Genomic DNA, 23,450 nt, shown 5'->3' with positions numbered 1-23,450 from the left:
AATGGCTCCTAAGTTACAAGCCCAATTCGATGCAGTTAAAGTTTTAAATGAGACTCAATCGAAATTTGAAATGGTTCAAATTTTGGATGAAGACGGAAATGTCGTTAATGAAGACTTAGTACCTGATTTAACAGACGAACAATTAGTGGAATTAATGGAAAGAATGGTATGGACTAGAATTCTTGATCAACGTTCTATTTCGTTAAATAGACAAGGACGTTTAGGTTTCTATGCACCAACAGCAGGACAAGAAGCTTCACAATTAGCATCTCAGTATGCTTTAGAAAGTGAAGACTTCATTTTACCTGGTTATCGTGATGTGCCTCAGATTATTTGGCATGGCTTACCTCTTACAGACGCATTCTTATTCTCAAGAGGACACTTCAAAGGTAACCAATTCCCTGAGGGAGTTAATGCACTTAGCCCTCAAATTATTATCGGTGCACAATATATTCAAACTGCCGGTGTAGCGTTTGGACTTAAAAAACGTGGCAAAAATGCAGTCGCAATTACTTATACAGGTGATGGTGGTTCATCACAAGGTGACTTCTATGAAGGAATTAACTTTGCATCTGCATACAAAGCACCTGCAATTTTTGTAATTCAAAACAATAACTATGCCATCTCTACACCACGTAGTAAACAAACAGCTGCAGAAACATTAGCACAAAAGGCTATTTCAGTTGGTATCCCTGGAATTCAAGTTGATGGTATGGATGCTTTAGCTGTTTATCAAGCAACATTAGAAGCACGTGAACGTGCAGTAGCAGGAGAAGGTCCTACTGTTATCGAAACTTTAACTTATCGTTATGGACCACATACTATGGCTGGTGATGATCCTACTCGTTATAGAACTTCAGATGAAGATGCTGAATGGGAGAAAAAAGACCCATTAGTACGTTTCAGAAAATATTTAGAAGCTAAAGGTCTTTGGAATGAAGACAAAGAAAATGAAGTGGTTGAACGTGCAAAATCTGAAATAAAAGCAGCTATTAAAGAGGATGACAATACAGAAAAACAAACTGTTACTTCTCTAATGGATATCATGTATGAAGAAATGCCTCAAAATTTAGCAGAACAATATGAAATTTACAAAGAGAAGGAGTCGAAGTAAGCCATGGCACAAATGACAATGGTTCAAGCGATTAACGATGCGCTTAAAAGTGAACTCAAAAGAGACGAAGACGTTTTAGTTTTCGGTGAAGACGTTGGTGTTAACGGTGGTGTATTCCGTGTTACTGAAGGTTTACAAAAAGAATTTGGCGAAGATCGAGTATTTGATACACCATTAGCAGAGTCTGGAATTGGTGGGCTTGCACTAGGCTTAGCAGTGACTGGCTTCCGTCCTGTTATGGAAATTCAATTCTTAGGATTCGTTTATGAAGTATTTGACGAAGTAGCTGGTCAAATTGCTCGTACTCGTTTCCGTTCAGGTGGAACTAAACCAGCGCCTGTTACAATTCGTACACCTTTTGGTGGTGGCGTCCACACTCCAGAGTTGCATGCTGATAATTTAGAAGGTATCTTAGCTCAATCACCTGGTTTGAAAGTAGTTATTCCATCAGGTCCTTATGATGCTAAAGGATTATTAATTTCTTCTATTCAAAGTAATGATCCAGTTGTATATCTAGAACATATGAAATTATATCGTTCTTTCCGTGAAGAGGTTCCTGAAGAAGAATACAAAATTGACATTGGAAAAGCCAATGTTAAAAAAGAAGGTAATGATATTACTCTAATATCTTACGGGGCAATGGTACAAGAATCACTAAAAGCTGCTGAAGAGTTAGAAAAAGATGGTTATTCAGTTGAAGTTATTGACTTACGTACTGTACAACCAATTGATATAGATACTTTAGTAGCATCAGTTGAGAAAACTGGACGTGCTGTAGTTGTACAAGAAGCACAACGTCAAGCTGGTGTGGGTGCACAAGTGGCAGCAGAATTAGCAGAGCGAGCAATTCTTTCATTAGAAGCTCCAATAGCTCGAGTAGCCGCATCAGATACAATTTATCCATTTACTCAAGCTGAAAACGTTTGGTTACCAAATAAAAAAGATATTATAGAGCAAGCTAAGGCAACTTTAGAATTCTAATTATTAAAAAAGCAAACGTAAAAATATCAATCAAATAAAGTTTACATTTAGTTGTAAGGTTTTCCTTACCTTACAACTTTTGTATAAATTTTCAATAATTTAAATACGTAAATCTTAGGAGGACAAGAACGTGGCATTTGAATTTAGATTACCCGATATCGGGGAAGGTATCCACGAAGGTGAAATTGTTAAATGGTTTATTAAAGCCGGCGATACAATTGAAGAAGATGATGTATTAGCAGAAGTTCAAAATGATAAATCTGTAGTAGAAATTCCTTCTCCAGTAAGTGGTACTGTTGAAGAAGTGTTAGTAGATGAAGGAACAGTGGCAGTAGTAGGAGATGTCATCGTTAAAATTGATGCACCTGATGCAGAAGAAATGCAATTTAAAGGTCATGGCGATGATGAGGATTCTAAGAAAGAAGAAAAAGAACAAGAATCACCAGTGCAAGAAGAAGCTTCATCAACTCAATCACAAGAAAAGACAGAAGTAGATGAAAGTAAAACTGTTAAAGCGATGCCGTCAGTGCGTAAGTATGCACGTGAAAATGGTGTCAATATTAAAGCTGTAAATGGTTCTGGTAAAAATGGACGAATCACAAAAGAAGACATCGATGCATACTTAAATGGTGGTAGTTCCGAAGAAGGTTCAAACACTAGCGCAGCATCTGAATCAACTTCTAGTGATGTCGTTAATGCTTCTGCAACACAAGCATTACCAGAAGGCGACTTCCCTGAAACTACAGAAAAAATACCTGCAATGCGCAAAGCAATTGCTAAAGCAATGGTTAATTCTAAACACACTGCACCTCATGTTACATTAATGGATGAAATTGATGTGCAAGAATTATGGGATCACCGTAAGAAATTTAAAGAAATTGCTGCTGAACAAGGTACAAAACTTACTTTCTTACCATATGTTGTTAAAGCATTAGTTTCTGCACTTAAAAAATATCCAGCACTTAATACTTCTTTCAATGAAGAAGCTGGAGAGGTTGTACACAAACATTACTGGAATATTGGTATTGCTGCAGATACGGATAAAGGATTATTAGTACCAGTAGTTAAACATGCCGATCGTAAATCAATATTCGAAATTTCTGATGAAATTAATGAACTAGCTGTAAAAGCACGTGATGGTAAATTAACTTCAGAAGAAATGAAAGGTGCAACATGCACAATTAGTAATATCGGTTCCGCTGGTGGACAATGGTTCACTCCAGTTATCAATCACCCAGAAGTAGCTATCTTAGGAATTGGCCGTATCGCTCAAAAACCTATCGTTAAAGATGGAGAAATTGTAGCTGCACCAGTGTTAGCTTTATCATTAAGCTTTGACCATAGACAAATCGATGGTGCTACTGGACAAAATGCTATGAATCACATTAAACGCTTATTAAATAATCCAGAATTATTATTAATGGAGGGGTAAAAACATGGTAGTTGGAGATTTCCCAATTGAAACAGATACTATTGTAATAGGAGCAGGTCCAGGTGGATATGTCGCAGCCATTCGCGCGGCTCAATTAGGACAAAAGGTAACAATCGTTGAGAAAGGTAATTTAGGTGGTGTATGCTTAAACGTTGGTTGTATACCTTCAAAAGCATTACTACATGCTTCTCATCGCTTTGTTGAAGCGCAAAATTCAGAAAACTTAGGGGTAATTGCTGAAAGCGTTTCGTTAAACTATCAAAAAGTTCAAGAATTCAAGACTTCTGTAGTTAATAAATTAACTGGCGGTGTTGAAGGACTTTTAAAAGGTAACAAAGTAGAGATTGTTAGAGGTGAAGCTTATTTCGTTGATAACAATAGTTTACGTGTCATGGACGAAAAGAGTGCTCAAACTTACAATTTCAAACATGCGATTATAGCTACAGGTTCAAGACCAATTGAAATTCCAAATTTTGAATTTGGTAAACGTGTTATCGATTCAACAGGAGCTTTAAATCTACAAGAAGTACCTAACAAACTAGTTGTAGTTGGTGGCGGATATATCGGTTCTGAATTAGGTACTGCTTTTGCAAACTTTGGCTCTGAAGTTACTATCCTTGAAGGTGCAAAAGATATTTTAGGCGGATTTGAAAAGCAAATGACACAACCTGTTAAAAAAGGTATGAAAGAAAAAGGTATCGAAATCGTTACTGAAGCAATGGCAAAATCTGCAGAAGAAACTGAAAATGGTGTCAAAGTAACTTATGAGGCAAAAGGTGAGGAACAAACTATCGAAGCTGATTATGTATTAGTTACAGTTGGCCGTCGCCCTAATACTGATGAATTAGGATTAGAAGAACTTGGTCTGAAATTTGCTGATCGTGGATTACTAGAAGTGGACAAACAAAGTCGTACTTCTATTGAAAATATCTTTGCGATTGGAGATATTGTACCTGGATTACCATTAGCTCACAAAGCTAGTTATGAAGGTAAAGTTGCTGCTGAAGCGATAGATGGTCAAGCCGCAGAGGTAGACTATATTGGTATGCCAGCAGTTTGCTTTACAGAACCAGAATTAGCACAAGTTGGTTATACTGAAGCTCAAGCAAAAGAAGAAGGTTTATCAATTAAAGCTTCTAAATTCCCTTATGCAGCTAATGGACGAGCTTTATCATTAGATGATACAAATGGTTTTGTTAAGTTAATTACACTTAAAGAAGATGATACGCTTATTGGAGCACAAGTTGTAGGTACTGGCGCATCTGATATTATCTCTGAATTAGGTTTAGCTATTGAGTCAGGTATGAATGCTGAAGATATCGCATTAACTGTACATGCACACCCAACTTTAGGTGAAATGACAATGGAAGCTGCTGAAAAAGCAATTGGTTATCCAATTCATACTATGTAATTACTAGTTAATAATGATAAATGTATATAAATTAATATGATTTATTTATGATTTGTACGTATATTACTTTTTCGTTTGTATAGTCACGGACTGGCAAAGACATACGTATCTTAAATCATTTCAAAATACCCTTAGCGTTTAGCTACTCTAAATAATAGCAATCTGCTAGGGGTATTTATTCATGGTGGGATAGAATTCAAAAATGGATTTTATCCCATCTTTTTATGCCAATAAAGGTATACTGTGTTATTTTTAATATATCTAAATGTGAAAAATAAAAGTATATGAAGGAGAGGACACTATGGAATATCAATATCCATTAGATTTAGATTGGACTAATGATGAAATGATGAAAGTAATTCATTTCTTTAATAAAATCGAAAATTATTATGAGGCATCTGTAAAAGGTGACGAAGTTTTAAATGCTTATAAAAATTTTAAACATATTGTGCCTGGAAAAGCTGATGAAAAACAGATTTTTAAAGAATTTGAAAATAAAAGTGGTTATAATAGTTACAAAGTAGTTCAAGAAATTAAAAAAAATCCAAATCAAACTTTATTTAGTAAAGATTTCGACTAACTTTTTCTATTAAATCCACAATAATAAGTTAATATAAAACTATTGATTACGTAGCTATATTCTGTTATTTTTATTAAGCATTAAACAAAATGTTTGATATAAGTAAACATGATATAGCTTTTTTAGGTGGTTAGAAAGATGGATATTGGATACAAATTACGTAATTTAAGAAGAATAAAAAATTTGACACAAGAGGAATTAGCAGAGCGAACTGATTTATCAAAAGGATATATATCACAAATTGAAAGTAATCATGCTTCACCTAGTATGGAAACATTTTTAAATTTAATAGAAGTACTTGGTACTTCTGCAAGTGACTTTTTTAAAGAACCGTCAGATGAGAAGGTACTTTATAAGAAGAAGGAACAGACCATTTATGATGAGTATGATAAAGGTTATATCTTGAACTGGCTTGTAGCGAATTCTAATGAATTTGACATGGAACCATTAATCCTAACTTTACGACCAAATGCCTCATATAAAAACTTTAAACCATCTGAATCAGATACTTTTATCTATTGTTTAAATGGTGAAGTATCACTTCAATTAGGAAATCAAGTATATAAAGCTTGTAAAGAAGATGTACTTTATTTTAAAGCGAAAGATAAACATCGCTTATATAACGAAACAGATAAAGAAGTGAAGGTTTTAATCGTTGCCACAGCTTCATATTTATAGGAGGAAACTGTATGAATCCATTGCTTTCTTTTAAAGATGTCAGTAAGGGCTTTGAAGATGTACAAATACTAAATGAAATTAATATTGATATTGAACCAGGCTATTTTTATACACTATTAGGTCCCTCAGGTTGTGGAAAAACAACAATTTTAAAACTCATAGCAGGATTTGAATATCCCGATAGTGGAGATATTATATATAAAGATAAACCTATTGGTAAAATGCCACCGAATAAGCGTAAGGTAAATACTGTATTCCAAGACTATGCATTGTTTCCACATTTAAATGTATTCGACAATATTGCATATGGTTTAAAATTAAAAAAATTAAGTAAGTCAGAAATTAAGCGTAAGGTTACTGAAGCACTTCAGTTGGTGAAATTAAGTGGTTATGAACATAGGCAAATACAAGGTATGAGTGGTGGACAAAAACAACGTGTAGCCATAGCACGGGCAATTGTTAATGAGCCTGAAATATTATTATTAGATGAGTCTTTATCCGCATTAGATTTAAAATTACGAACTGAAATGCAATATTTATTGAGAGAACTTCAATCCCGTTTAGGTATAACCTTTATATTTGTAACTCATGATCAAGAAGAGGCCTTAGCATTAAGTGATTATATTTTTGTTATGAAAGATGGCAAAATTCAACAATTTGGCACACCAATAGATATATACGATGAACCAGTTAACCGATTTGTTGCTGATTTTATAGGAGAGTCCAACATAGTTCACGGTACAATGGTTGAAGATTTTGTCGTTAATATTTATGGTCAAAATTTTGATTGTGTAGATATGGGAATAAAAGAAAATAAAAAAGTTGAAGTTGTAATTAGACCCGAAGACATTTCACTTGTTTCACAAAATGATGGGCTATTTAAAGCCAAAGTTGATTCTATGCTATTTAGAGGTGTACATTATGAAATTTGTTGTAAAGATAGAAAAGGGTATGAATGGGTAATACAATCAACAAAAAAAGCTAATGTAGGTAGTGAAGTAGGTCTGTATTTTGAACCAGAAGCAATACACATCATGGTACCAGGTGAAACTGAAGAAGAATTTGATAAGCGAATTGAAAGTTATGAGGACTATCATCATGCATAATATCAATAAATGGTTACTGGTTCCTTACTTATTATGGATGGTTATATTTATTATCATTCCAGCCATTTTACTTGTTTACTTTTCTTTTATAGATATTCATGGTCACTTTAGTTTCACAAATTATGAGCAGGTATTTTCAACAAGATATTTAAAAATGTTTATTGATTCAATATGGTATGCCGCTTTAATTACTATGATTACCTTAATAATAAGTTACCCAGCTGCGTACTTTATTTCTTATTCAAGATTTCAAAATATACTGCTTATGTTGTTAATTATCCCTACTTGGATTAATTTACTTCTTAAGACCTATGCATTTATTGGTTTGTTGGGGCATGATGGAGTTATTAACCAAGCTCTACATATATTTCAAATACCTAAATTAAATTTGTTGTTTACAAGTGGTGCATTTTTATTGGTGGCGAGTTATATTTATATCCCATTTATGATTTTGCCTATATTTAACAGCATGAAAGCAATTCCTAACAATATTTTGCAAGCCTCTAATGATTTGGGCGCGAGTACATTTACTACGTTTCGTAAAGTAATCGTTCCTTTAACAAGAGAAGGTATTAAAACAGGTGTGCAAGTAACATTTATACCAGCTCTTTCACTGTTTATGATTACTAGGTTGATTGCCGGGAACAAAGTAATCAATGTAGGTACAGCAATTGAAGAACAGTTCTTAACTATACAAAATTATGGATTAGGTTCCACTATAGCACTTTTTCTCATTATTTTTATGGCCTTTTTACTCATTATTACAAAATCAAAATCATCTAATGGGAAGGGGTGATTAGTGTGAAATGGTACGGAAAATTATATATAGCTCTATTAATAAGTGTGCTTTATATTCCCATTTTCTTTTTAATGATTTATTCTTTTAATTCTGCGGGTAATATGAGTCACTTCGAACATTTTACTTTAGAACATTACCACTCCCTTTTTCATAATGATCGGTTGATGTCGGTGATTTTTAATACAGTTGCAGTGGCACTTTTATCTGCATCGATTGCTACAGTTATAGGTACATTTGGTGCGATCGCTTTATATTACTTACGCAACAAACGGTTTAAGGTTACGCTATTAACGATGAATAATGTATTAATGGTATCTTCAGACGTAGTCATTGGTGCTTCTTTTTTAATTATGTTCACTGCAATAGGACATTTCACAGGTTTAGGTTTAGGATTTTCAACAGTGCTAGCATCTCATATAGCGTTCTGTATTCCAATTGTTGTTATCATCGTCTTACCCCAATTATATGAAATGAATGATAACATGTTAAATGCAGCAAGAGATTTAGGTGCTAATGAATCACAATTATTAACTAGCATTATTATACCTAATATTATGCCCTCGATTATAGGAGGATTCTTTATGGCATTAACATATTCTCTAGATGATTTTACGGTAAGCTTCTTTGTTACTGGAAACGGATTTAGTGTATTGTCTGTAGAAGTTTATGCTATGGCTCGAAAAGGTATAAGTATGGAGATTAATGCCATTTCTACAATAATATTTATTGCTATTATGTTTGGAGTATTTGGATATTACTTTATTCAACATATCGTTAATCGTCAGAAAAAGATGAAGCGAGGTGTTAATGAATGAAGCGATTTTTTCAACTTATCATTTCTGCTATAGTTATTGGTATTTTATGTTTAATGATTAGTCATTGGTTTAAATCAAAAGATAATACCCACTCAAATGAGAAGTTATATGTTTACAATTGGGGAGAATATATTGATCCTAGCTTAATTAAGAAGTTTAAAAAAGAAACAGGTATACAAGTCGTATATGAAACCTTTGATTCAAATGAAGCAATGGAAGCGAAAATTCGAAATGGAGGCACACACTATGATGTAGCTTTTCCAAGTGAATATACTGTTCAAAAATTAAAAAAAGCTAAACTGCTTGAGACTTTAAATCATGACAAAATTCCAAATATCAGAAATTTAGACAATGATTATATGAACTTGTCATATGACCCAAACAATCGATATTCAATTCCATATTTCTTTGGTACCGTAGGAATTTTATATGATAAAGAGAAATATCCTAATGAAACGTTCGATAGTTGGGACGATTTGTATCATTCTCAATTCAAAAATGATATTTTATTAGTAGACGGTGCACGCGAGATAATTGGAATGGGATTAAATAAATTAGGGTATAGTCTTAATGACAAAAATCCGACCCATATTCATCAAGCAGAAAAAGATTTGCATAATTTAGCACCTCAAGTTAGAGGGATAGTAGGCGACGAAATTACTATGATGCTTCAACAAAACGAAGGACATGTTGCAGTAGTTTGGAGTGGCGTTGCTGCACCACTTGTACAGGAAAATACTCGTTATAATTACGTGATACCTAAAGAAGGCTCTAACCTATGGTTTGATAATATGGTGATACCTAAAACTGCACAAAATAAAGAAGGTGCGTATAAGTTTATGAATTTCTTACTAGACGCGCAAAATAGTGCCCAGAATACGGAATGGGTAGGATATGCAACACCTAATAAAGCAGCTCGAAGTAAGTTGCCTAAAAAGGTAAGAAATGATTATAGATTTTATCCATCAAATCAAGAACAGCAACGGTTAGAAGTCTATAAAGATTTAGGTCAAACGTCTCTCAGTGAATATAATGAAAGCTTTTTAAATTTTAAAATGTCTTTAAAATAGCAAATGGTAGTTATTTTTAGAATTTTTTAATATAATAATGTGATAAGTAAGTTAAGGAGTTGTAACGAATGTTAGGAGAGCAATATACACAAATTAAGCGTCCAGCAAATCGGCTAACTGAAAAAATATTAGGTTGGTTTAGTTGGGTATTCTTACTCATATTAACTATTGTTTCAATGTTTATTGCGCTCGTATCTTTTAGTAATGATACGTCAATTGCCAATTTAGAAAACACACTTAATAATAATGAACTCGTACAACAAATTTTAGCCAATAATGATTTAAGTACAACTCAATTTGTGATTTGGTTACAAAATGGAGTTTGGGCAATTATTGTTTATTTTATTGTTTGTTTGCTCATCTCGTTTTTAGCGTTAATTTCTATGAATATAAGAATTTTGTCTGGTTTACTTTTTTTAATAGCTGCTATAGTCACAATTCCGCTTGTATTGTTGATTGTAACTCTAATCATTCCTATCTTATTCTTTATCATTGCAATGATGATGTTTGCTAGAAGAGATAGAATAGAAACAGTGCCATCTTATTATAATGAATATGATCAACCATACTATGATGAGAGAGGTTTTTATGAACCAGAGTCAAGAAATGAACATGGATATAATGATGATGTGTATGAACCTATGCATACTAAAAAGGAAGATAGAAATACAAGACGTCAATTCAATAGAAATGCTCAGCAACAAGATTCCTATAATGGTATAACTGATAATCAACCCGATGAAGATACATCTTCCGATCAACTTTATTCAGACGAATATGTAGATAATGAAGATAAATATTCTCAATTTCCAAAAAGAGCAGTTGAAAGTGAATATGCATCTCAACAAACTGAAGATGAACCAACAGTCATGTCAAGACAAGCTAAGTACAATAAAAAATCTAAAAATACGGATTTTGAAGATGCGCAACAGGAACATATGGAAGGTAATCAATTTGATGACGTAGGAGTTGTTGAACCACAAATTGATCCTAAAGAACTAAAAGCGCAAAGAAAAAGAGAAAAAGCAGAAATACGTGCTAAGAAAAAAGAAAAGAGAAAAGCATATAATAAACGTATGAAAGAACGAAGAAAAAACCAGCCAAGTGCTGTTAACCAACGACGTATGAATTATGAAGAACGTCGACAAATGATTAATAATGAACAAGAAGATACAGATAATAACTTAAATCAACAGGAAGATTCAAAAAAAGAAAATTAATAATTATGCCTAGGATATTTATTGCTGTCCTAGGCATTTTTAAAAAATTCATTATCTGTAACTAGATTTTATATAGGATGATATCAAGATTTTTAATTTTAGATTAAATGTAATACATAATAAACAGGGTATTACTATATCGCTATTTCAAAGAAAGTGAGTTGGATTTTGGATAAATCAACTTGACATCATAGCAACTTATTACTTCTTAATCAATATATGAAATACACTTATTCGCGATAAAGATAAATTTTTAGTATGATTAAATTAACCATAGTTTTAAGAGTTAGGAGGCACATATTAATTGAATAGAAAAGTAGAAAAAAGATTAGCGTGGATTGCAAATATCTTGAGCCTATTATTTTTAATTTTTGGTATTCTATCGATATTTGTTATTAATAACACATCAAATCAACAACAATATAATGAATTAATGAAGCAGTTTTCAGGTAATAATCAAGATATGTCATCTGAAATGTTTTTAGTTTCTCTTATTGCGTCATTAGTCATTTTAGGTTTTTCAACGCTATTAGGTTTTGTTGGTACAATGGTAATTGAAGGTAGAAAAAACCTTGCTGCTAGTTTACTCATAGCAGCGGCTATCGTAGGTTTATTTACGACTAATTTAATCGCAATGGTTTTATGGATGATTGCTGCGATTAGACTTTTTGCAAAAAAAGATAAAACAGATGTAAATGAAAATGCTACGGCTCAACTTCGTCAAAACCATTCAAAGAGCCAAAGTGATTGGAATCATCAACAAAACCAACAACAGAAAGATGCTTGGGATCCTGAACAAGAAATCAACAAACAAAAAAAGGACGATCCATATATATATTAATAGGTTTAGATTGATGTTTGACTATTAAATGTTGAATGCAGTCCATAAAAATACGCCCTATCAGTAAAAATAATTGATAAGGCGTATTTTTTATAAAGTAAGAAAGGGACTATACAACTTGAAGTTAACTATATGAATAAATAGTGATAGAAAATGACTTTTTAATTCGTCATTTCAAAATAGAGGATACATTTTCTTTGTTATTCATTTAATCATAATTCTTGGAATGTTTGAATGATAAGATATACGTTAAGTCCACTTAAGACAATTATGAGTAACCAAGAAATGATGTTAATCCATGTTTTATTCTTAAAAGGACCCATAAGATTTTGATTACTTGTAGCTAATTGAAGCGGTATTAACGAAAATGGCAAAGCAATACTCAAGAACACTTGAGAAAAGACAAGTAATTGTTCAATTTTTTCAGTATTTCCTTTAAATACTATAAGACAAATGATAACAGGTATCACTGCTAAAGACCGAGTGATAAGACGACGTAACCAATTTGGAATGGATAATTTAAGAAATCCTTCCATCACAATTTGGCCTGCTAACGTTCCCGTTATAGTTGAATTTTGACCAGAAGCTAAAAGGGCAACAGCAAATAAAGTACTCATAATACCGCCAAGCGTTGCACCTAAAGCAGGTTCTGTTTTTAGAGCCAAATAAAGATCATAAAAACCACCCAAATCTTCAGTTTTAGTTCCAAAAAATAGCGCTGCACCAAGTGTAAGTAATAAGCAATTGACTACAAAAGCGATGGATAGCTGTATATTAGAGTCGATAGTAGCATACTTAATCGCTTGTGCTTTTTCATGAATACTGTGTCTATCATATTTTCGAGATTGTACAATAGAAGAATGTAAATATAAGTTATGTGGCATAATAGTAGCACCTATGATACCTAGTGCAATATAAAGTATCCCTTGGTTTGTAATAATTTCTTTATGAGGCACAAAACCATTAAGCATATCTGTTATTTGTGGAGAAGAAATATAAACTTCAAATACAAAAATGGCCAATACGGTAAAGATTAACGTTCCCACGATAGCTTCAATCTTTCTAAAGCCAAATTTCATGATGAATAATAATAAAAATACATCAAATACAGTGATTAATGCGCCTACAATTAATGGTATGCCGAAGATTAAATCTAATGCGATAGCGCTACCTATAACTTCTGCAATATCAGTAGCGATAATTGCTAATTCTGCAATAATCCAGAACATAATTGCTACAGGCTTATTTAAAAAATGACGTGTCATTTGTGCTAAATCCATACCAGTTGCTATTCCTAATCTCACAGTCATACTTTGTAACAGCATAGCAGATAAGCTAGAGATTAAGATTATGAATAACAAGGTATAGCCATATTGTGCTCCTCCTTGCATGGATGTAATCCAATTTCCAGGATCCATGTAACCAACTGCAACAAGCAATCCCGGTCCTAAAAAAGCCAGAAATTTTTGACTTGCACTATCATTATGATTGAAGTTTATGGTGTTATTGATTTCATCTAAACTTCGTTGTTGTTCATGATTGTTATTATTGGAATTCAATAAAATCACCCCCATTAATATATGAGAATATATTAACCTAAATAAAATATTAGGTCAACCTAAAAATATTAAGACGACAAAAATGCTTGAATGACTTTTCATAATTCAAATCACTCAAGCATTTTATATTTATTGATAAAATTTTAAAAATTCATCAAAAGTTTCCTCAACAAATTTTAGAAAAGACTTATCAGATTTTAATCTTTTATCGGTTGGTGATAATGTTCTGGCAACAAAAAATTCACCTTTTTTAACATTTTTAACTCTATCGATAGCAGCATGCAACTCTTCATTACTCATATCCTTGATATAGTGCTTTTCAGTTTTCATATGATCTAGAGAAACACTATAATCACTTGGTAAAGATGTCAGTTTATCAAAATGTTTATCAAATATTTTCACTTTTTCTTCTTTATTTCTACCTTCGTGCATGATACCGAACATAATGAAAAGCTGATTTCTAAACAATCCGATTTGAAAGTGTGGTAACATTTTATAACCACGTTTATTAGGAGCAAAAGCTACCCACGTATCGATAGGTGGATTGACACTTCTACGTGCGTGTTTAGCTACGTGAGCATAAAAAGTTTCACCTGTTTGTGTAGTGAAATATTCTTCAAAATAAGATCCTAATTGATGAAGTTGAGGTCTGACATAGTCATTAAGTGCTTCCATTCTTTGGTCTAAACCTTCGACTTCAAAAGCTTTAAAATCTTTAGGTGAAAAAGTATATTGGGTCATAATATGCCTCCTTTTAATATGATTATGGATATTGTAGCATAAACTTTTAAAGTTTATCTAAAATAAGGATGGTTATTCTCTTGTTTTACGAAGTCTTTTTAAAGGTAAAATAGTGTGAATTCATATAAATTTACATAGTTCTTCATGTATAATATGTAGTAATAGGAGATGATACGATGGCTTTATATGATTTTGCAAAAGGGTTGATACTAGAAGCAGGAAATAAAGTAAGGTTGATGATGCAAGAAGAGTTAGACATTAAAACTAAATCGAACCCAAATGATTTAGTTACAAATGTGGATAAGGCGACAGAGAATTATCTATATGAAACGATTCTTCATAATTATCCAGATCATCAGGTTATTGGCGAAGAGGGACATGGTCATAATCTCGAGTATTTAAAGGGGGTTATTTGGGTTATTGATCCAATTGATGGAACACTTAATTTTGTTCACCAAAAAGAAAATTTTGCCATCTCTATTGGTATTTATCATGATGGGAAGCCTTATGCAGGTTTTGTTTATGATGTCATGAAAGATGTTTTATATCATGCAAAGGTTGGACAGGGTGCATTTGAAAATACACATAAACTTGAAATGATTCAAAATACTGAACTTAAAAGAAGTATTATAGGTATTAATCCCAATTGGCTGACGAAACCAATACTCAGTGATATTTTTAGTTCAATAGTGAATGAGGCAAGAAGTGCACGAGCATATGGTAGTGCAGCATTAGAAATTATAAGTGTAGCGAAGGGTCAATTGGCGGCTTACCTAACACCTAGACTACAACCGTGGGATTTTGCAGGTGGATTGTTGATTTTGAACGAAGTAGGTGGGATAGGAACCAACTTATTAGGCGATAAATTAGACTTCAATCAACCGAATTCAATATTAATAGCAAATCCTAGCCTTCATCGTGAAATATTAAATCATCATTTAAATCAGCAAAGAGATACGCTTATTACACTTCATGAAAAAAGGTTTGGAAAGAGATAGAAAGATGGAATCAATAGAGTTAAAGATTTCAAATTTCTTTGTTCTTCAAACCTTAATTTGAAGAACGTCTTATAAGGAGTTTAGAATCACTAAAAGTTTGATATAAGTATTTTTGAGTTAGTTATCTCTTTATAAAAAAATATGAAAGCCTAGGCACAGCTGTTGTCCTAGGCTTTCATAATGTGTATATGGTCAATTACTGAATTGAAAATGTACTGATATGAGGGTTATTTCATAATGAATTAAAAGTCACATCAGAGAGAATTTCACTCAGTTCATTTTACGAATTATGTAGGTAAAGAATCTTTACCCGAGTGGAACGACGAATTCATGTTAAATTCTGTCTAAGCTACTTCGACTTATTATGTTCATCATAAATAACTCACTGTTATGAAAAGTGTTAGATTTAAAATCTAGTGAATCAAAATTAGATAGTGTCCAAGACTTTTATAATATTTGATTTAAAAGTACAAGTTCTTATCAGTAATACAATTACGTTTAATAACTGTCTTTGTGTGCTTCTAATAAAATCAATACAATGATAAATAAATTTTTAAAGCCAATTGTTTTTACGATATTTCCTTTTCACACTGAACCCAACACCAAATGTTGCAATGAGAAGTATAAATGTTAAAATCATCATTGGAACATTAGTAGCACCTAATGCGAAACTAAATAAAGTTAAAAAAATGACAGCCAATATTGAGAAGATCCAGAAAATACCTTTAGATTTTTTTTGTTGCATCCCATACCCCACCTTTTACTTATCTTTTCAATAATATATGATATAATAAAACAGTTGCAATTAAAAGTGGGAGTATACACAAGAAAGGAATTTATAAAATGACTAATTTAAGAGAAGATGTTCGTAATATAGCGATTATTGCGCATGTCGACCATGGTAAAACAACATTAGTAGACCAGTTGCTTAAACAATCAGGTATATTTCGTGAAAACGAACATGTCGACGAGCGTGCAATGGACTCTAATGATTTAGAAAGAGAACGTGGTATTACGATTCTTGCTAAGAATACAGCGATAGATTATAAAGGAACGCGTATCAATATATTAGACACACCTGGCCACGCCGATTTTGGTGGTGAAGTTGAACGTATCATGAAAATGGTTGACGGTGTCGTACTAGTGGTTGACGCATATGAAGGTACAATGCCTCAAACTCGTTTTGTTCTTAAAAAAGCTTTAGAACAAAACTTAAAACCGGTTGTAGTTGTGAATAAAATTGATAAACCAGCTGCTAGACCTGAGGGAGTTGTAGATGAAGTATTAGACTTATTCATTGAATTGGAAGCGAATGATGAGCAATTAGACTTCCCAGTTGTTTATGCTTCAGCTGTGAATGGAACAGCAAGTTTAGACTCTGAAAAGCAAGACGAAAATATGCAATCCCTATACGAGACGATTATTGACTATGTACCGGCACCAGTAGATAATTCAGATGAACCATTACAATTCCAAATTGCTTTACTAGATTATAATGATTATGTAGGTCGTATAGGCGTTGGACGTGTGTTCAGAGGTAAAATGCGTGTAGGTGATAATGTATCACTAATTAAATTAGATGGTACAGTTAAGAACTTTCGTGTGACGAAAATATTTGGTTACTTTGGTCTTAAACGTGAAGAAATTGAAGAAGCACAAGCAGGAGACTTAATAGCTGTTTCAGGTATGGAAGATATTAACGTTGGTGAAACAGTTACACCACATGATCATCGTGACCCATTACCGGTGTTACGTATTGATGAACCAACCCTAGAAATGACTTTTAAAGTAAATAACTCTCCGTTTGCTGGACGTGAAGGTGATTATGTAACAGCTCGACAAATTCAAGAAAGATTAGATCAACAACTTGAAACAGATGTTTCTTTAAAAGTTACACCTACTGATCAACCAGATTCATGGGTTGTTGCTGGTCGTGGTGAACTACACTTGTCTATTCTTATTGAAAACATGAGACGTGAAGGCTTTGAATTACAGGTTTCTAAACCTCAAGTTATTTTAAGAGAAATCGATGGTGTGTTAAGTGAACCATTTGAGCGTGTACAATGTGAAGTGCCTTCTGAAAATGCCGGGGCAGTGATTGAGTCATTAGGTGCACGAAAAGGTGAAATGTTAGATATGATGACGACCGACAATGGTTTGACGCGTTTAATCTTTATGGTACCTGCACGCGGTATGATTGGTTATACTACTGAATTTATGTCTATGACACGAGGTTATGGAATTATTAACCATACATTTGAAGAATTTAGACCTCGCGTTAAAGCTCAAATCGGTGGTAGACGTAACGGTGCATTGATTTCTATGGACCAAGGTCAAGCAACATCTTATGCGATTATTAACTTAGAAGATCGTGGTGTTAACTTTATGGAACCAGGTACTGAAGTATATGAAGGTATGATTGTTGGTGAACATAACCGTGAGAACGATTTAACAGTAAATATTACTAAAGCAAAGCATCAAACAAACGTACGTTCAGCTACTAAAGATCAAACACAAACGATGAATCGTCCTAGAATTTTAACATTAGAAGAAGCGTTACAATTTATCAATGATGATGAATTGGTGGAAGTAACTCCTGAAAGTATTCGCTTAAGAAAGAAAATACTTAATAAATCTGCCCGTGAAAAAGAAGCAAAAAGAGTTAAACAATTAATGCAAGACGAACAATAATTTAAATATATTACAAACATACTAAGATTAGCTATGAAGAAATCTATGACGATAGATTTTTTCATAGCTATTTTTTATAGTTATAGAGAGAAGTAGACTGTCCAGACTCTTGGATTTTAAATCCGTATAAAAAACAAGTCAGCTTTACTCTCGCCTTTTGAAATTCGTTTGTAGTATGTTGGGTTCTTGAAACCGTGTATAGGAAAATGAAATGAGAAAGGTTAAGTAAAGTTTTTAGCTTCTCAATTATTCAAAGGAGGTTTTTTTATCGATTACTTAGGTGTTGATATTAGTAAAAGAAGTAGTGTAGTTGCACATTATAAAAATGGAAAATTCCAAAAAGAGTTTTTCATCCAGAATAATAAAAATGGTTACAATTATTTACTCAAGTATTTGAATGACTTAGACCACCCACAACTCATTTTTGAATCTACAGGTATCTATTCAAGAGGTATGGAACGATTTTGTTGTGTAAATCAAATTAACTATATTCAAATGAATCCGTTAGAAGCCAAATTTAAAACGAGCGCTCTAAGATCATGGAAAACTGATCAGGCAGATGCTCATAAGCTTGCTTGTTTAGGACCGACGCTTAAACAAACAGACAGCTTACCTATACATGAGTTAATATTCTTTGAATTAAGAGAACGCGTCCGTTTTCATCTAGAAATCGAGAATGAACAAAATCGACTTAAATTTCAGATCCTTGAATTACTCCATCAAACATTCCCTGGTTTAGAAAGATTGTTTAGTAGTCGATATTCAATCATTGCACTCAACATCGCAGAAATCTTTACTCATTCAGACATGGTTCTTGATATCGACAAGGAGGTACTGATTACACATATATTCAATTCTACAGATAAGGGAATGTCAATGGATAAAGCTACAAAATATGCACTTCAATTAAGGGTGATTGCTCAAGAAAGCTATCCTAATGTCGATAGACATTCCTTTCTAGTCGAAAAATTACGCTTACTTATTCAACAATTAAAACAATCTATTCATCATCTCAAACAATTAGATGATGCCATGATTCAATTAGCACAACAACTCGATTATTTTGAAAATATTCATTCGATACCTGGTATTGGTAAGCTAAGCACAGCTATGATTATTGGGGAGATTGGTGATATTAAGCGATTTAAATCAAATAAACAACTCAATGCTTTTGTTGGCATTGATATCAAACGATATCAATCAGGTCATACACACTGTAGAGATACCATCAACAAGCGTGGTAATAAAAAAGCGAGAAAACTTTTATTTTGGGTGATTATGAATATAATAAGAGGGCAGCATCATTATGACAATCATGTCGTCGATTATTACTACAAACTAAGAAAGCAGCCTAATGAGAAACCTCATAAGACTGCCATCATTGCTTGTATAAATCGATTATTAAAAACAATTCATTATCTTGTAATGAATCATAAATTGTACGATTATCAAATGTCACCACATTAGCCAAACGTACAATCAAATATAGTTTAACACCTTATTCAAAAAAATTAAAATGAACGGTTTAGTTAAGTAATGCTTATTTTAATTATAAGTACTTGACTAATCGTAGGAAAGAGCCTGAGACATAATTCCTAGCAAAATAGCCAGTAAATGAGTTTTCATAAATTCATTTACTGGCTTCTTTATTTACAATACTTCGTATTGTTGGCTCGCTTTCTTAGAGGACAGCTTCAGCCTGTAGTCTTCAGCTTGTCCTGTTCCCTCAAGAGTCTCGCCAAAATACTTTGTATTCATATGTAATTTTACATTAAAATACTTTAAAAAAATAAGGCCCTTTCGTATAATTTAATAAACATCACTAAACTAAATTAACGAGGTGCCTTATGTATAAAGATTATAACATGACTCAACTTACTCTACCAATGGAAACTTCAGTTCTTATCCCCACAAATGATATTTCACGACATGTAAATGATATTGTAGAAACAATTCTAGAGACTGAATTCAGACATCATCGTGATGCAATATCATACCATCCAAAAATAATGTTAAAAGTAGTTTTATATGCCTATACCCAATCTGTGTTTTCAGGACGTAGATAGAAAAAATACTTAATGATAATATTCGAATGATGTGTCTATCATAAAATCAAAAGCCTTCTTATATAACAATTAATCGATTCAAAAGCAAATAAAAAAATAATGAAAAATTATAATTGGGAATATTTTAAAGTCCAAATTATTAAAAAGTTTTCAGAACCAAAAACAAAAAGCATCTACAGTCAAGAAAAATTGATGTGGAGCCTGTTTTTGGATTTATGAAGGCTATTTTGGGTTTTACTCGAATGTCCGTTCGAGGGATAAATAAAGTCAAAAGAGAACTAGGATTTGTGCTAATGGCACTTAATATAAGAAAAGTAACAGCTCAACGAGCTGAAAATAATCAAAAAAATAATAAAAAAGACAATTTCTATATAATTTCAATAGAAATTGTCTTTTTTATTTATCTTGGAACTTTAAGTCCCACACTCTTTATTTATGTGAGATAGTTTGAAATTTCCAATATATCATTTTAATCTCGTTTGCTTTGTTTAGGTGTATCGAGTCTACTTTTACAATCATCGCACATGAAAGTGCGTATAGGATTATTTTTTAAGCGTTTAGCCTCGACTGTATGTTCATCAATAAAAACTTTAGTATCGCAAATAATACATTGAACCTTTCTCATATTAAATCACCTCTATATGTGTGACATACTTAAATTGATGAGAGTATCCTTCTTCAGGAATATATATGAAACTATCAACAGCATTATCACTATATAAACGTTTGCCATTACTAGAAAATTGAAAGAACAAATAAGGTAATAAGTCCATGGGTACATTGATGGAATAATCTTTATTAGAAAGTTTTATTGTGCTAGCATTTTCCATAGGTTCGGCGTTTTTGAAAAATGGTGTCATATTTATCACAAATGTTTCATCTAAAACCGATCGTTTTTTATATTTAATTTCAGAATCAAGCGTTGGTGGATTTGTTTGTCCTTCTAAAATAGCACGGTTCCATTCCTTGTTATCATCAAAGTTGATGGGTCTAGTACCATCAAATACCCCACGTTCTAAATCATCAATAGTAACTTTTCTATCGTCAAATATCCAAGTCGTACTATCCAATGAAATAGGGAAATTGACTGCTCCTTTTATTTGAATCATAAATGCCCACTCCCTAAATTTTTATCTTTCATTATTTTAACATAGAATCGCTTTCACTTAATTTAAATTCGCTTGCTTTTTAACATTCAGTAGGATAAACTTCTATTGTGAAGATATTAATTGAAACGATAGGGGGAATATGTCATGTCTAACCAATCGAAGTTAAATAGTGCGGCATATGACCAATTGAATAAAGATGCAGACAGAATATTACATCTAATTAAAGTTCAAATGGATAACTTAACTTTACCTTCTTGTCCACTTTATGAAGAGGTTTTAGATACTCAAATGTTTGGTTTACAAAAGGAAGTTGATTTCGCAGTTCAACTTGGATTAGTTGATAAAGAAGATGGTAAGCAATTAATGTTAAGACTTGAAAAAGAACTTTCTAAATTGCATGAAGCATTTACGAATGTTTAAATTTTTTATTTGTAATTAATTGTAAAAATAATGTATTCACTAAGTTGACGGTATGCATAATGTATTATGTTTAAAGAAAATATTGATAGATGATTAATTGTACGAGTCAATCATCGCATAAATGACTGAGTTGATATTAATTCTTATATCTTTCTCGGTCTTTTTTGTTGTAAGATTTAAAAGTGAAATTGATTTGAAAGAAGCCTAAAAACGCTCACTTCTTTCAAAAATTGTTAAAGTAAATTTAAATCATGGGTTTTAAAGGTAAATCTATTTGTTTATATTTGTTTAATAGATACGTTGAAGTATATAATAGATAAGAACGCTTTTTAGTAGCGATGTGTTTTATTAAGTCAACAAAGAGATAAATTTTAATCATTTAGTATTGGAAGATCTAGTATATGAAAAATTTTAAAAATATAATGCGATATATTGGAAAGACTTCTAAATTTATCGATTATCCATTGTTAATAACTTATGTTGTCCTCTGTTTGATTGGATTAGTAATGGTTTATAGCGCAAGCATGGTTGCAGCTACAAAAGGTACGTTAACCGGGGGAGTACCAGTTTCCGGAACATACTTCTACAATCGACAACTTTTATACGTTATCATGAGCTTTGTTATCGTATTTTTTATGGCTTTTATTATGAATGTTAAAGTATTAAAAAAGCCTAATGTTCAAAAAGGTATGATGATTGGTATTTTTATACTTTTACTACTAACATTAGTAATAGGAAAAAATATCAATGGTTCTAAAAGTTGGATTAACTTAGGGTTCATGAACTTACAAGCTTCGGAGTTATTGAAGATTTCAATAATTCTATACATACCATTTATGATTGAAAAGAAGATGCCTGCGGTGAGGCATAATATAAAATTAATATTAGGACCAATTTTGTTTGTTGTAACTTGTTTGATACTTGTTCTTTTTCAAAAAGATGTTGGTCAAACAATGCTGATTGTGATCATATTCTTCTCAATTATTTTTTACTCAGGTATCGGTGTGCAGAATATGTTAAAATGGGGCGCTTTGGTAGCTATTGGTTTTATCATCGTAGCTACATTTATGTTCATGTTAGATATGGTTCCAAGTTATTTGCAAGCACGTTTTAGTACGTTAACCAATCCATTTAGTCAAGAATCAGGCACAGGATATCATATTTCTAATTCTCTTTTGGCAATTGGCAATGGTGGGTTGTTCGGACGTGGTCTAGGAAATAGTATTATGAAGCTTGGTTATTTGCCAGAGCCACATACAGACTTTATATTTGCTATTATTTGTGAAGAGATGGGATTAATCGGTGGCTTAATCGTTTTAATTTTAGAGTACTTTATTGTATATCGCGCTTTCCAACTTGCTAATAAAACGCAATCGTATTTTTATAAATTAGTTTGCGTTGGGATAGCTAGTTATATCGGAAGCCAAACATTCGTAAATATCGGTGGTATTTCTGCTACAATTCCACTTACTGGTGTACCGTTACCATTTATTAGTTTTGGTGGTTCATCGATGATTAGTTTAAGTATAGCTATGGGATTACTACTTATTACAGCAAAACAGATAAAACAAGATGATAAACGACTGAAACAACGTAAGGTAGATATTAAACGTCGATATAATTAATTAAATAGTATATAAAATTTTAATATTAAGTTTAGACTATAGCCCAAGATGAATGTAAATTATTCCTCTTGGGCTTTTCATATCATAATGTTTGGTATAGTTAGTCACTACTCATTATCATAATTTAAGATTCTGTAAATATGCATACTTTAACTAGCGTCATTCGTATATAGATGATAATATTAAATTATTAA

Annotated in this window: 23 protein-coding genes and 1 pseudogene; 19 read left to right on the top strand and 5 right to left on the bottom strand. The window is 32.3% G+C overall.

What is annotated here, in order from left to right:
• Position 1: 1 nt before the first annotated feature.
• The 12 genes from pdhA to FNL83_RS08430 all read left to right on the top strand — a co-directional run bounded on the left by pdhA (position 2) and on the right by FNL83_RS08430 (position 12,047).
• Positions 2-1,114 (top strand): pyruvate dehydrogenase (acetyl-transferring) E1 component subunit alpha, encoded by a 1,113-nt coding sequence (pdhA, locus tag FNL83_RS08485; protein WP_142191179.1) that lies wholly within the window; start codon positions 2-4, stop codon positions 1,112-1,114.
• Between the two features lie 3 nt (positions 1,115-1,117).
• Positions 1,118-2,095: an alpha-ketoacid dehydrogenase subunit beta gene (locus FNL83_RS08480; protein WP_001831654.1), complete on the top strand. Its 978-nt coding sequence runs from the start codon at positions 1,118-1,120 to the stop codon at positions 2,093-2,095.
• 130 nt (positions 2,096-2,225) lie between these two features.
• A complete protein-coding gene (locus tag FNL83_RS08475) occupies positions 2,226-3,527 on the top strand; it encodes a dihydrolipoamide acetyltransferase family protein (RefSeq protein ID WP_001831683.1) in 1,302 nt (433 codons plus the stop codon).
• 4 nt (positions 3,528-3,531) lie between these two features.
• Positions 3,532-4,938 (top strand): dihydrolipoyl dehydrogenase, encoded by a 1,407-nt coding sequence (gene lpdA / locus FNL83_RS08470; RefSeq protein ID WP_001831650.1) that lies wholly within the window; start codon positions 3,532-3,534, stop codon positions 4,936-4,938.
• Between the two features lie 301 nt (positions 4,939-5,239).
• Positions 5,240-5,518 carry a UPF0223 family protein gene (locus tag FNL83_RS08465; protein ID WP_001833064.1) on the top strand — a complete coding sequence of 93 codons (279 nt, stop codon included), beginning with the start codon at positions 5,240-5,242 and terminating at the stop codon, positions 5,516-5,518.
• A 138-nt stretch (positions 5,519-5,656) separates the two neighbouring features.
• Complete coding sequence (locus tag FNL83_RS08460) at positions 5,657-6,196, top strand: helix-turn-helix domain-containing protein (RefSeq protein WP_002439334.1); 540 nt, start codon at positions 5,657-5,659, stop codon at positions 6,194-6,196.
• Positions 6,197-6,207: 11 nt separating this feature from the next.
• Positions 6,208-7,302 carry an ABC transporter ATP-binding protein gene (locus FNL83_RS08455; RefSeq protein ID WP_002456615.1) on the top strand — a complete coding sequence of 365 codons (1,095 nt, stop codon included), beginning with the start codon at positions 6,208-6,210 and terminating at the stop codon, positions 7,300-7,302.
• A complete protein-coding gene (locus FNL83_RS08450) occupies positions 7,295-8,098 on the top strand; it encodes an ABC transporter permease (protein ID WP_002486049.1) in 804 nt (267 codons plus the stop codon). The genes FNL83_RS08455 and FNL83_RS08450 overlap by 8 nt, the downstream gene beginning before the upstream one ends.
• Positions 8,099-8,103: 5 nt before the next feature.
• Positions 8,104-8,916, top strand: a complete 813-nt coding sequence (locus FNL83_RS08445; protein WP_001831717.1) for an ABC transporter permease — start codon at positions 8,104-8,106, stop codon at positions 8,914-8,916.
• Positions 8,913-9,986: an ABC transporter substrate-binding protein gene (locus tag FNL83_RS08440; RefSeq protein ID WP_002486058.1), complete on the top strand. Its 1,074-nt coding sequence runs from the start codon at positions 8,913-8,915 to the stop codon at positions 9,984-9,986. Before FNL83_RS08445 ends, FNL83_RS08440 begins: the two co-directional genes overlap by 4 nt.
• 68 nt (positions 9,987-10,054) lie before the next feature.
• Positions 10,055-11,206, top strand: a complete 1,152-nt coding sequence (auxB, locus tag FNL83_RS08435) for a lipoteichoic acid stability factor AuxB (protein ID WP_001831714.1) — start codon at positions 10,055-10,057, stop codon at positions 11,204-11,206.
• Positions 11,207-11,510: 304 nt separating this feature from the next.
• Positions 11,511-12,047, top strand: coding sequence for a DUF4064 domain-containing protein (locus FNL83_RS08430; protein WP_002489229.1), 537 nt, complete (start codon positions 11,511-11,513; stop codon positions 12,045-12,047).
• A 212-nt stretch (positions 12,048-12,259) separates the two neighbouring features.
• Here FNL83_RS08430 and FNL83_RS08425 read toward each other — a convergent pair whose 3' ends face one another.
• Together FNL83_RS08425 and FNL83_RS08420 are read right to left on the bottom strand one after the other, a co-directional pair.
• A complete protein-coding gene (locus tag FNL83_RS08425) occupies positions 12,260-13,621 on the bottom strand; it encodes an Nramp family divalent metal transporter (RefSeq protein WP_002456610.1) in 1,362 nt (453 codons plus the stop codon).
• Between the two features lie 114 nt (positions 13,622-13,735).
• Positions 13,736-14,347 carry a YktB family protein gene (locus tag FNL83_RS08420; RefSeq protein WP_001831689.1) on the bottom strand — a complete coding sequence of 204 codons (612 nt, stop codon included), beginning with the start codon at positions 14,345-14,347 and terminating at the stop codon, positions 13,736-13,738.
• Between the two features lie 176 nt (positions 14,348-14,523).
• Between FNL83_RS08420 and FNL83_RS08415 the strand changes: the two genes are divergently transcribed.
• Complete coding sequence (locus FNL83_RS08415; RefSeq protein ID WP_002467582.1) at positions 14,524-15,345, top strand: inositol monophosphatase family protein; 822 nt, start codon at positions 14,524-14,526, stop codon at positions 15,343-15,345.
• 553 nt (positions 15,346-15,898) lie between these two features.
• Here the strand turns inward: FNL83_RS08415 and FNL83_RS08410 are convergent.
• Positions 15,899-16,090, bottom strand: a complete 192-nt coding sequence (locus FNL83_RS08410; protein WP_002467597.1) for a DUF5325 family protein — start codon at positions 16,088-16,090, stop codon at positions 15,899-15,901.
• A 98-nt stretch (positions 16,091-16,188) separates the two neighbouring features.
• On the opposite strand from FNL83_RS08410, the gene typA reads away from it, so the two are divergent.
• The 4 genes and pseudogenes from typA to FNL83_RS12385 form a co-directional block, all read left to right on the top strand.
• Complete coding sequence (gene typA / locus FNL83_RS08405; RefSeq protein WP_001831737.1) at positions 16,189-18,036, top strand: translational GTPase TypA; 1,848 nt, start codon at positions 16,189-16,191, stop codon at positions 18,034-18,036.
• Between the two features lie 267 nt (positions 18,037-18,303).
• Positions 18,304-19,503, top strand: coding sequence for an IS110-like element ISSep2 family transposase (locus tag FNL83_RS08400; protein WP_071813262.1), 1,200 nt, complete (start codon positions 18,304-18,306; stop codon positions 19,501-19,503).
• A gap of 398 nt (positions 19,504-19,901) precedes the next feature.
• Positions 19,902-20,102, top strand: coding sequence for a transposase (locus tag FNL83_RS12390; protein ID WP_032604652.1), 201 nt, complete (start codon positions 19,902-19,904; stop codon positions 20,100-20,102).
• Positions 20,103-20,177: 75 nt separating this feature from the next.
• Positions 20,178-20,553: pseudogene (locus FNL83_RS12385) on the top strand (transposase); the annotation flags it as partial.
• Between the two features lie 18 nt (positions 20,554-20,571).
• Here FNL83_RS12385 and FNL83_RS08390 read toward each other — a convergent pair.
• A complete protein-coding gene (locus FNL83_RS08390; RefSeq protein WP_002439348.1) occupies positions 20,572-20,727 on the bottom strand; it encodes a DUF2197 domain-containing protein in 156 nt (51 codons plus the stop codon).
• 1 nt (position 20,728) lies between these two features.
• Positions 20,729-21,211 (bottom strand): hypothetical protein, encoded by a 483-nt coding sequence (locus FNL83_RS08385; RefSeq protein ID WP_002456607.1) that lies wholly within the window; start codon positions 21,209-21,211, stop codon positions 20,729-20,731.
• A gap of 144 nt (positions 21,212-21,355) precedes the next feature.
• Here FNL83_RS08385 and FNL83_RS08380 point away from each other — a divergent pair, with 144 nt between their 5' ends.
• Together FNL83_RS08380 and ftsW are read left to right on the top strand one after the other, a co-directional pair.
• On the top strand, positions 21,356-21,631 hold the full coding sequence (locus FNL83_RS08380; protein WP_001830079.1) for an Fpa/YlaN family protein: 276 nt from the start codon (positions 21,356-21,358) through the stop codon (positions 21,629-21,631).
• A gap of 401 nt (positions 21,632-22,032) precedes the next feature.
• Positions 22,033-23,256 (top strand): cell division peptidoglycan polymerase FtsW, encoded by a 1,224-nt coding sequence (gene ftsW, locus FNL83_RS08375; protein WP_001830097.1) that lies wholly within the window; start codon positions 22,033-22,035, stop codon positions 23,254-23,256.
• The last annotated feature ends 194 nt before the right edge of the window (positions 23,257-23,450 follow it).

Origin of the sequence: Staphylococcus epidermidis (assembly GCF_006742205.1) — a bacterium.
GTDB classification, from domain to species: domain Bacteria; phylum Bacillota; class Bacilli; order Staphylococcales; family Staphylococcaceae; genus Staphylococcus; species Staphylococcus epidermidis.
Note: the sequence above shows the minus strand (reverse complement) of the source record. Positions and strands in the feature narration are given on the sequence as shown.

Bases quoted from the DNA above. Each gene is read 5' to 3' on its own strand.
- pdhA (WP_142191179.1), top strand. From the start codon at position 2: ATGGCTCCTAAGTTACAAGCCCAATTCGATGCAGTTAAAGTTTTAAAT.
- FNL83_RS08480 (WP_001831654.1), top strand. From the start codon at position 1,118: ATGGCACAAATGACAATGGTTCAAGCGATTAACGATGCGCTTAAAAGT.
- lpdA (WP_001831650.1), top strand. From the start codon at position 3,532: ATGGTAGTTGGAGATTTCCCAATTGAAACAGATACTATTGTAATAGGA.
- FNL83_RS08465 (WP_001833064.1), top strand. From the start codon at position 5,240: ATGGAATATCAATATCCATTAGATTTAGATTGGACTAATGATGAAATG.
- FNL83_RS08460 (WP_002439334.1), top strand. From the start codon at position 5,657: ATGGATATTGGATACAAATTACGTAATTTAAGAAGAATAAAAAATTTG.
- FNL83_RS08455 (WP_002456615.1), top strand. From the start codon at position 6,208: ATGAATCCATTGCTTTCTTTTAAAGATGTCAGTAAGGGCTTTGAAGAT.
- FNL83_RS08450 (WP_002486049.1), top strand. From the start codon at position 7,295: ATGCATAATATCAATAAATGGTTACTGGTTCCTTACTTATTATGGATG.
- FNL83_RS08440 (WP_002486058.1), top strand. From the start codon at position 8,913: ATGAAGCGATTTTTTCAACTTATCATTTCTGCTATAGTTATTGGTATT.
- auxB (WP_001831714.1), top strand. From the start codon at position 10,055: ATGTTAGGAGAGCAATATACACAAATTAAGCGTCCAGCAAATCGGCTA.
- FNL83_RS08425 (WP_002456610.1), bottom strand. From the start codon at position 13,621: ATGGGGGTGATTTTATTGAATTCCAATAATAACAATCATGAACAACAA.
- FNL83_RS08420 (WP_001831689.1), bottom strand. From the start codon at position 14,347: ATGACCCAATATACTTTTTCACCTAAAGATTTTAAAGCTTTTGAAGTC.
- FNL83_RS08415 (WP_002467582.1), top strand. From the start codon at position 14,524: ATGGCTTTATATGATTTTGCAAAAGGGTTGATACTAGAAGCAGGAAAT.
- FNL83_RS08410 (WP_002467597.1), bottom strand. From the start codon at position 16,090: ATGCAACAAAAAAAATCTAAAGGTATTTTCTGGATCTTCTCAATATTG.
- typA (WP_001831737.1), top strand. From the start codon at position 16,189: ATGACTAATTTAAGAGAAGATGTTCGTAATATAGCGATTATTGCGCAT.
- FNL83_RS12390 (WP_032604652.1), top strand. From the start codon at position 19,902: ATGACTCAACTTACTCTACCAATGGAAACTTCAGTTCTTATCCCCACA.
- FNL83_RS08390 (WP_002439348.1), bottom strand. From the start codon at position 20,727: ATGAGAAAGGTTCAATGTATTATTTGCGATACTAAAGTTTTTATTGAT.
- FNL83_RS08385 (WP_002456607.1), bottom strand. From the start codon at position 21,211: ATGATTCAAATAAAAGGAGCAGTCAATTTCCCTATTTCATTGGATAGT.
- FNL83_RS08380 (WP_001830079.1), top strand. From the start codon at position 21,356: ATGTCTAACCAATCGAAGTTAAATAGTGCGGCATATGACCAATTGAAT.
- ftsW (WP_001830097.1), top strand. From the start codon at position 22,033: ATGAAAAATTTTAAAAATATAATGCGATATATTGGAAAGACTTCTAAA.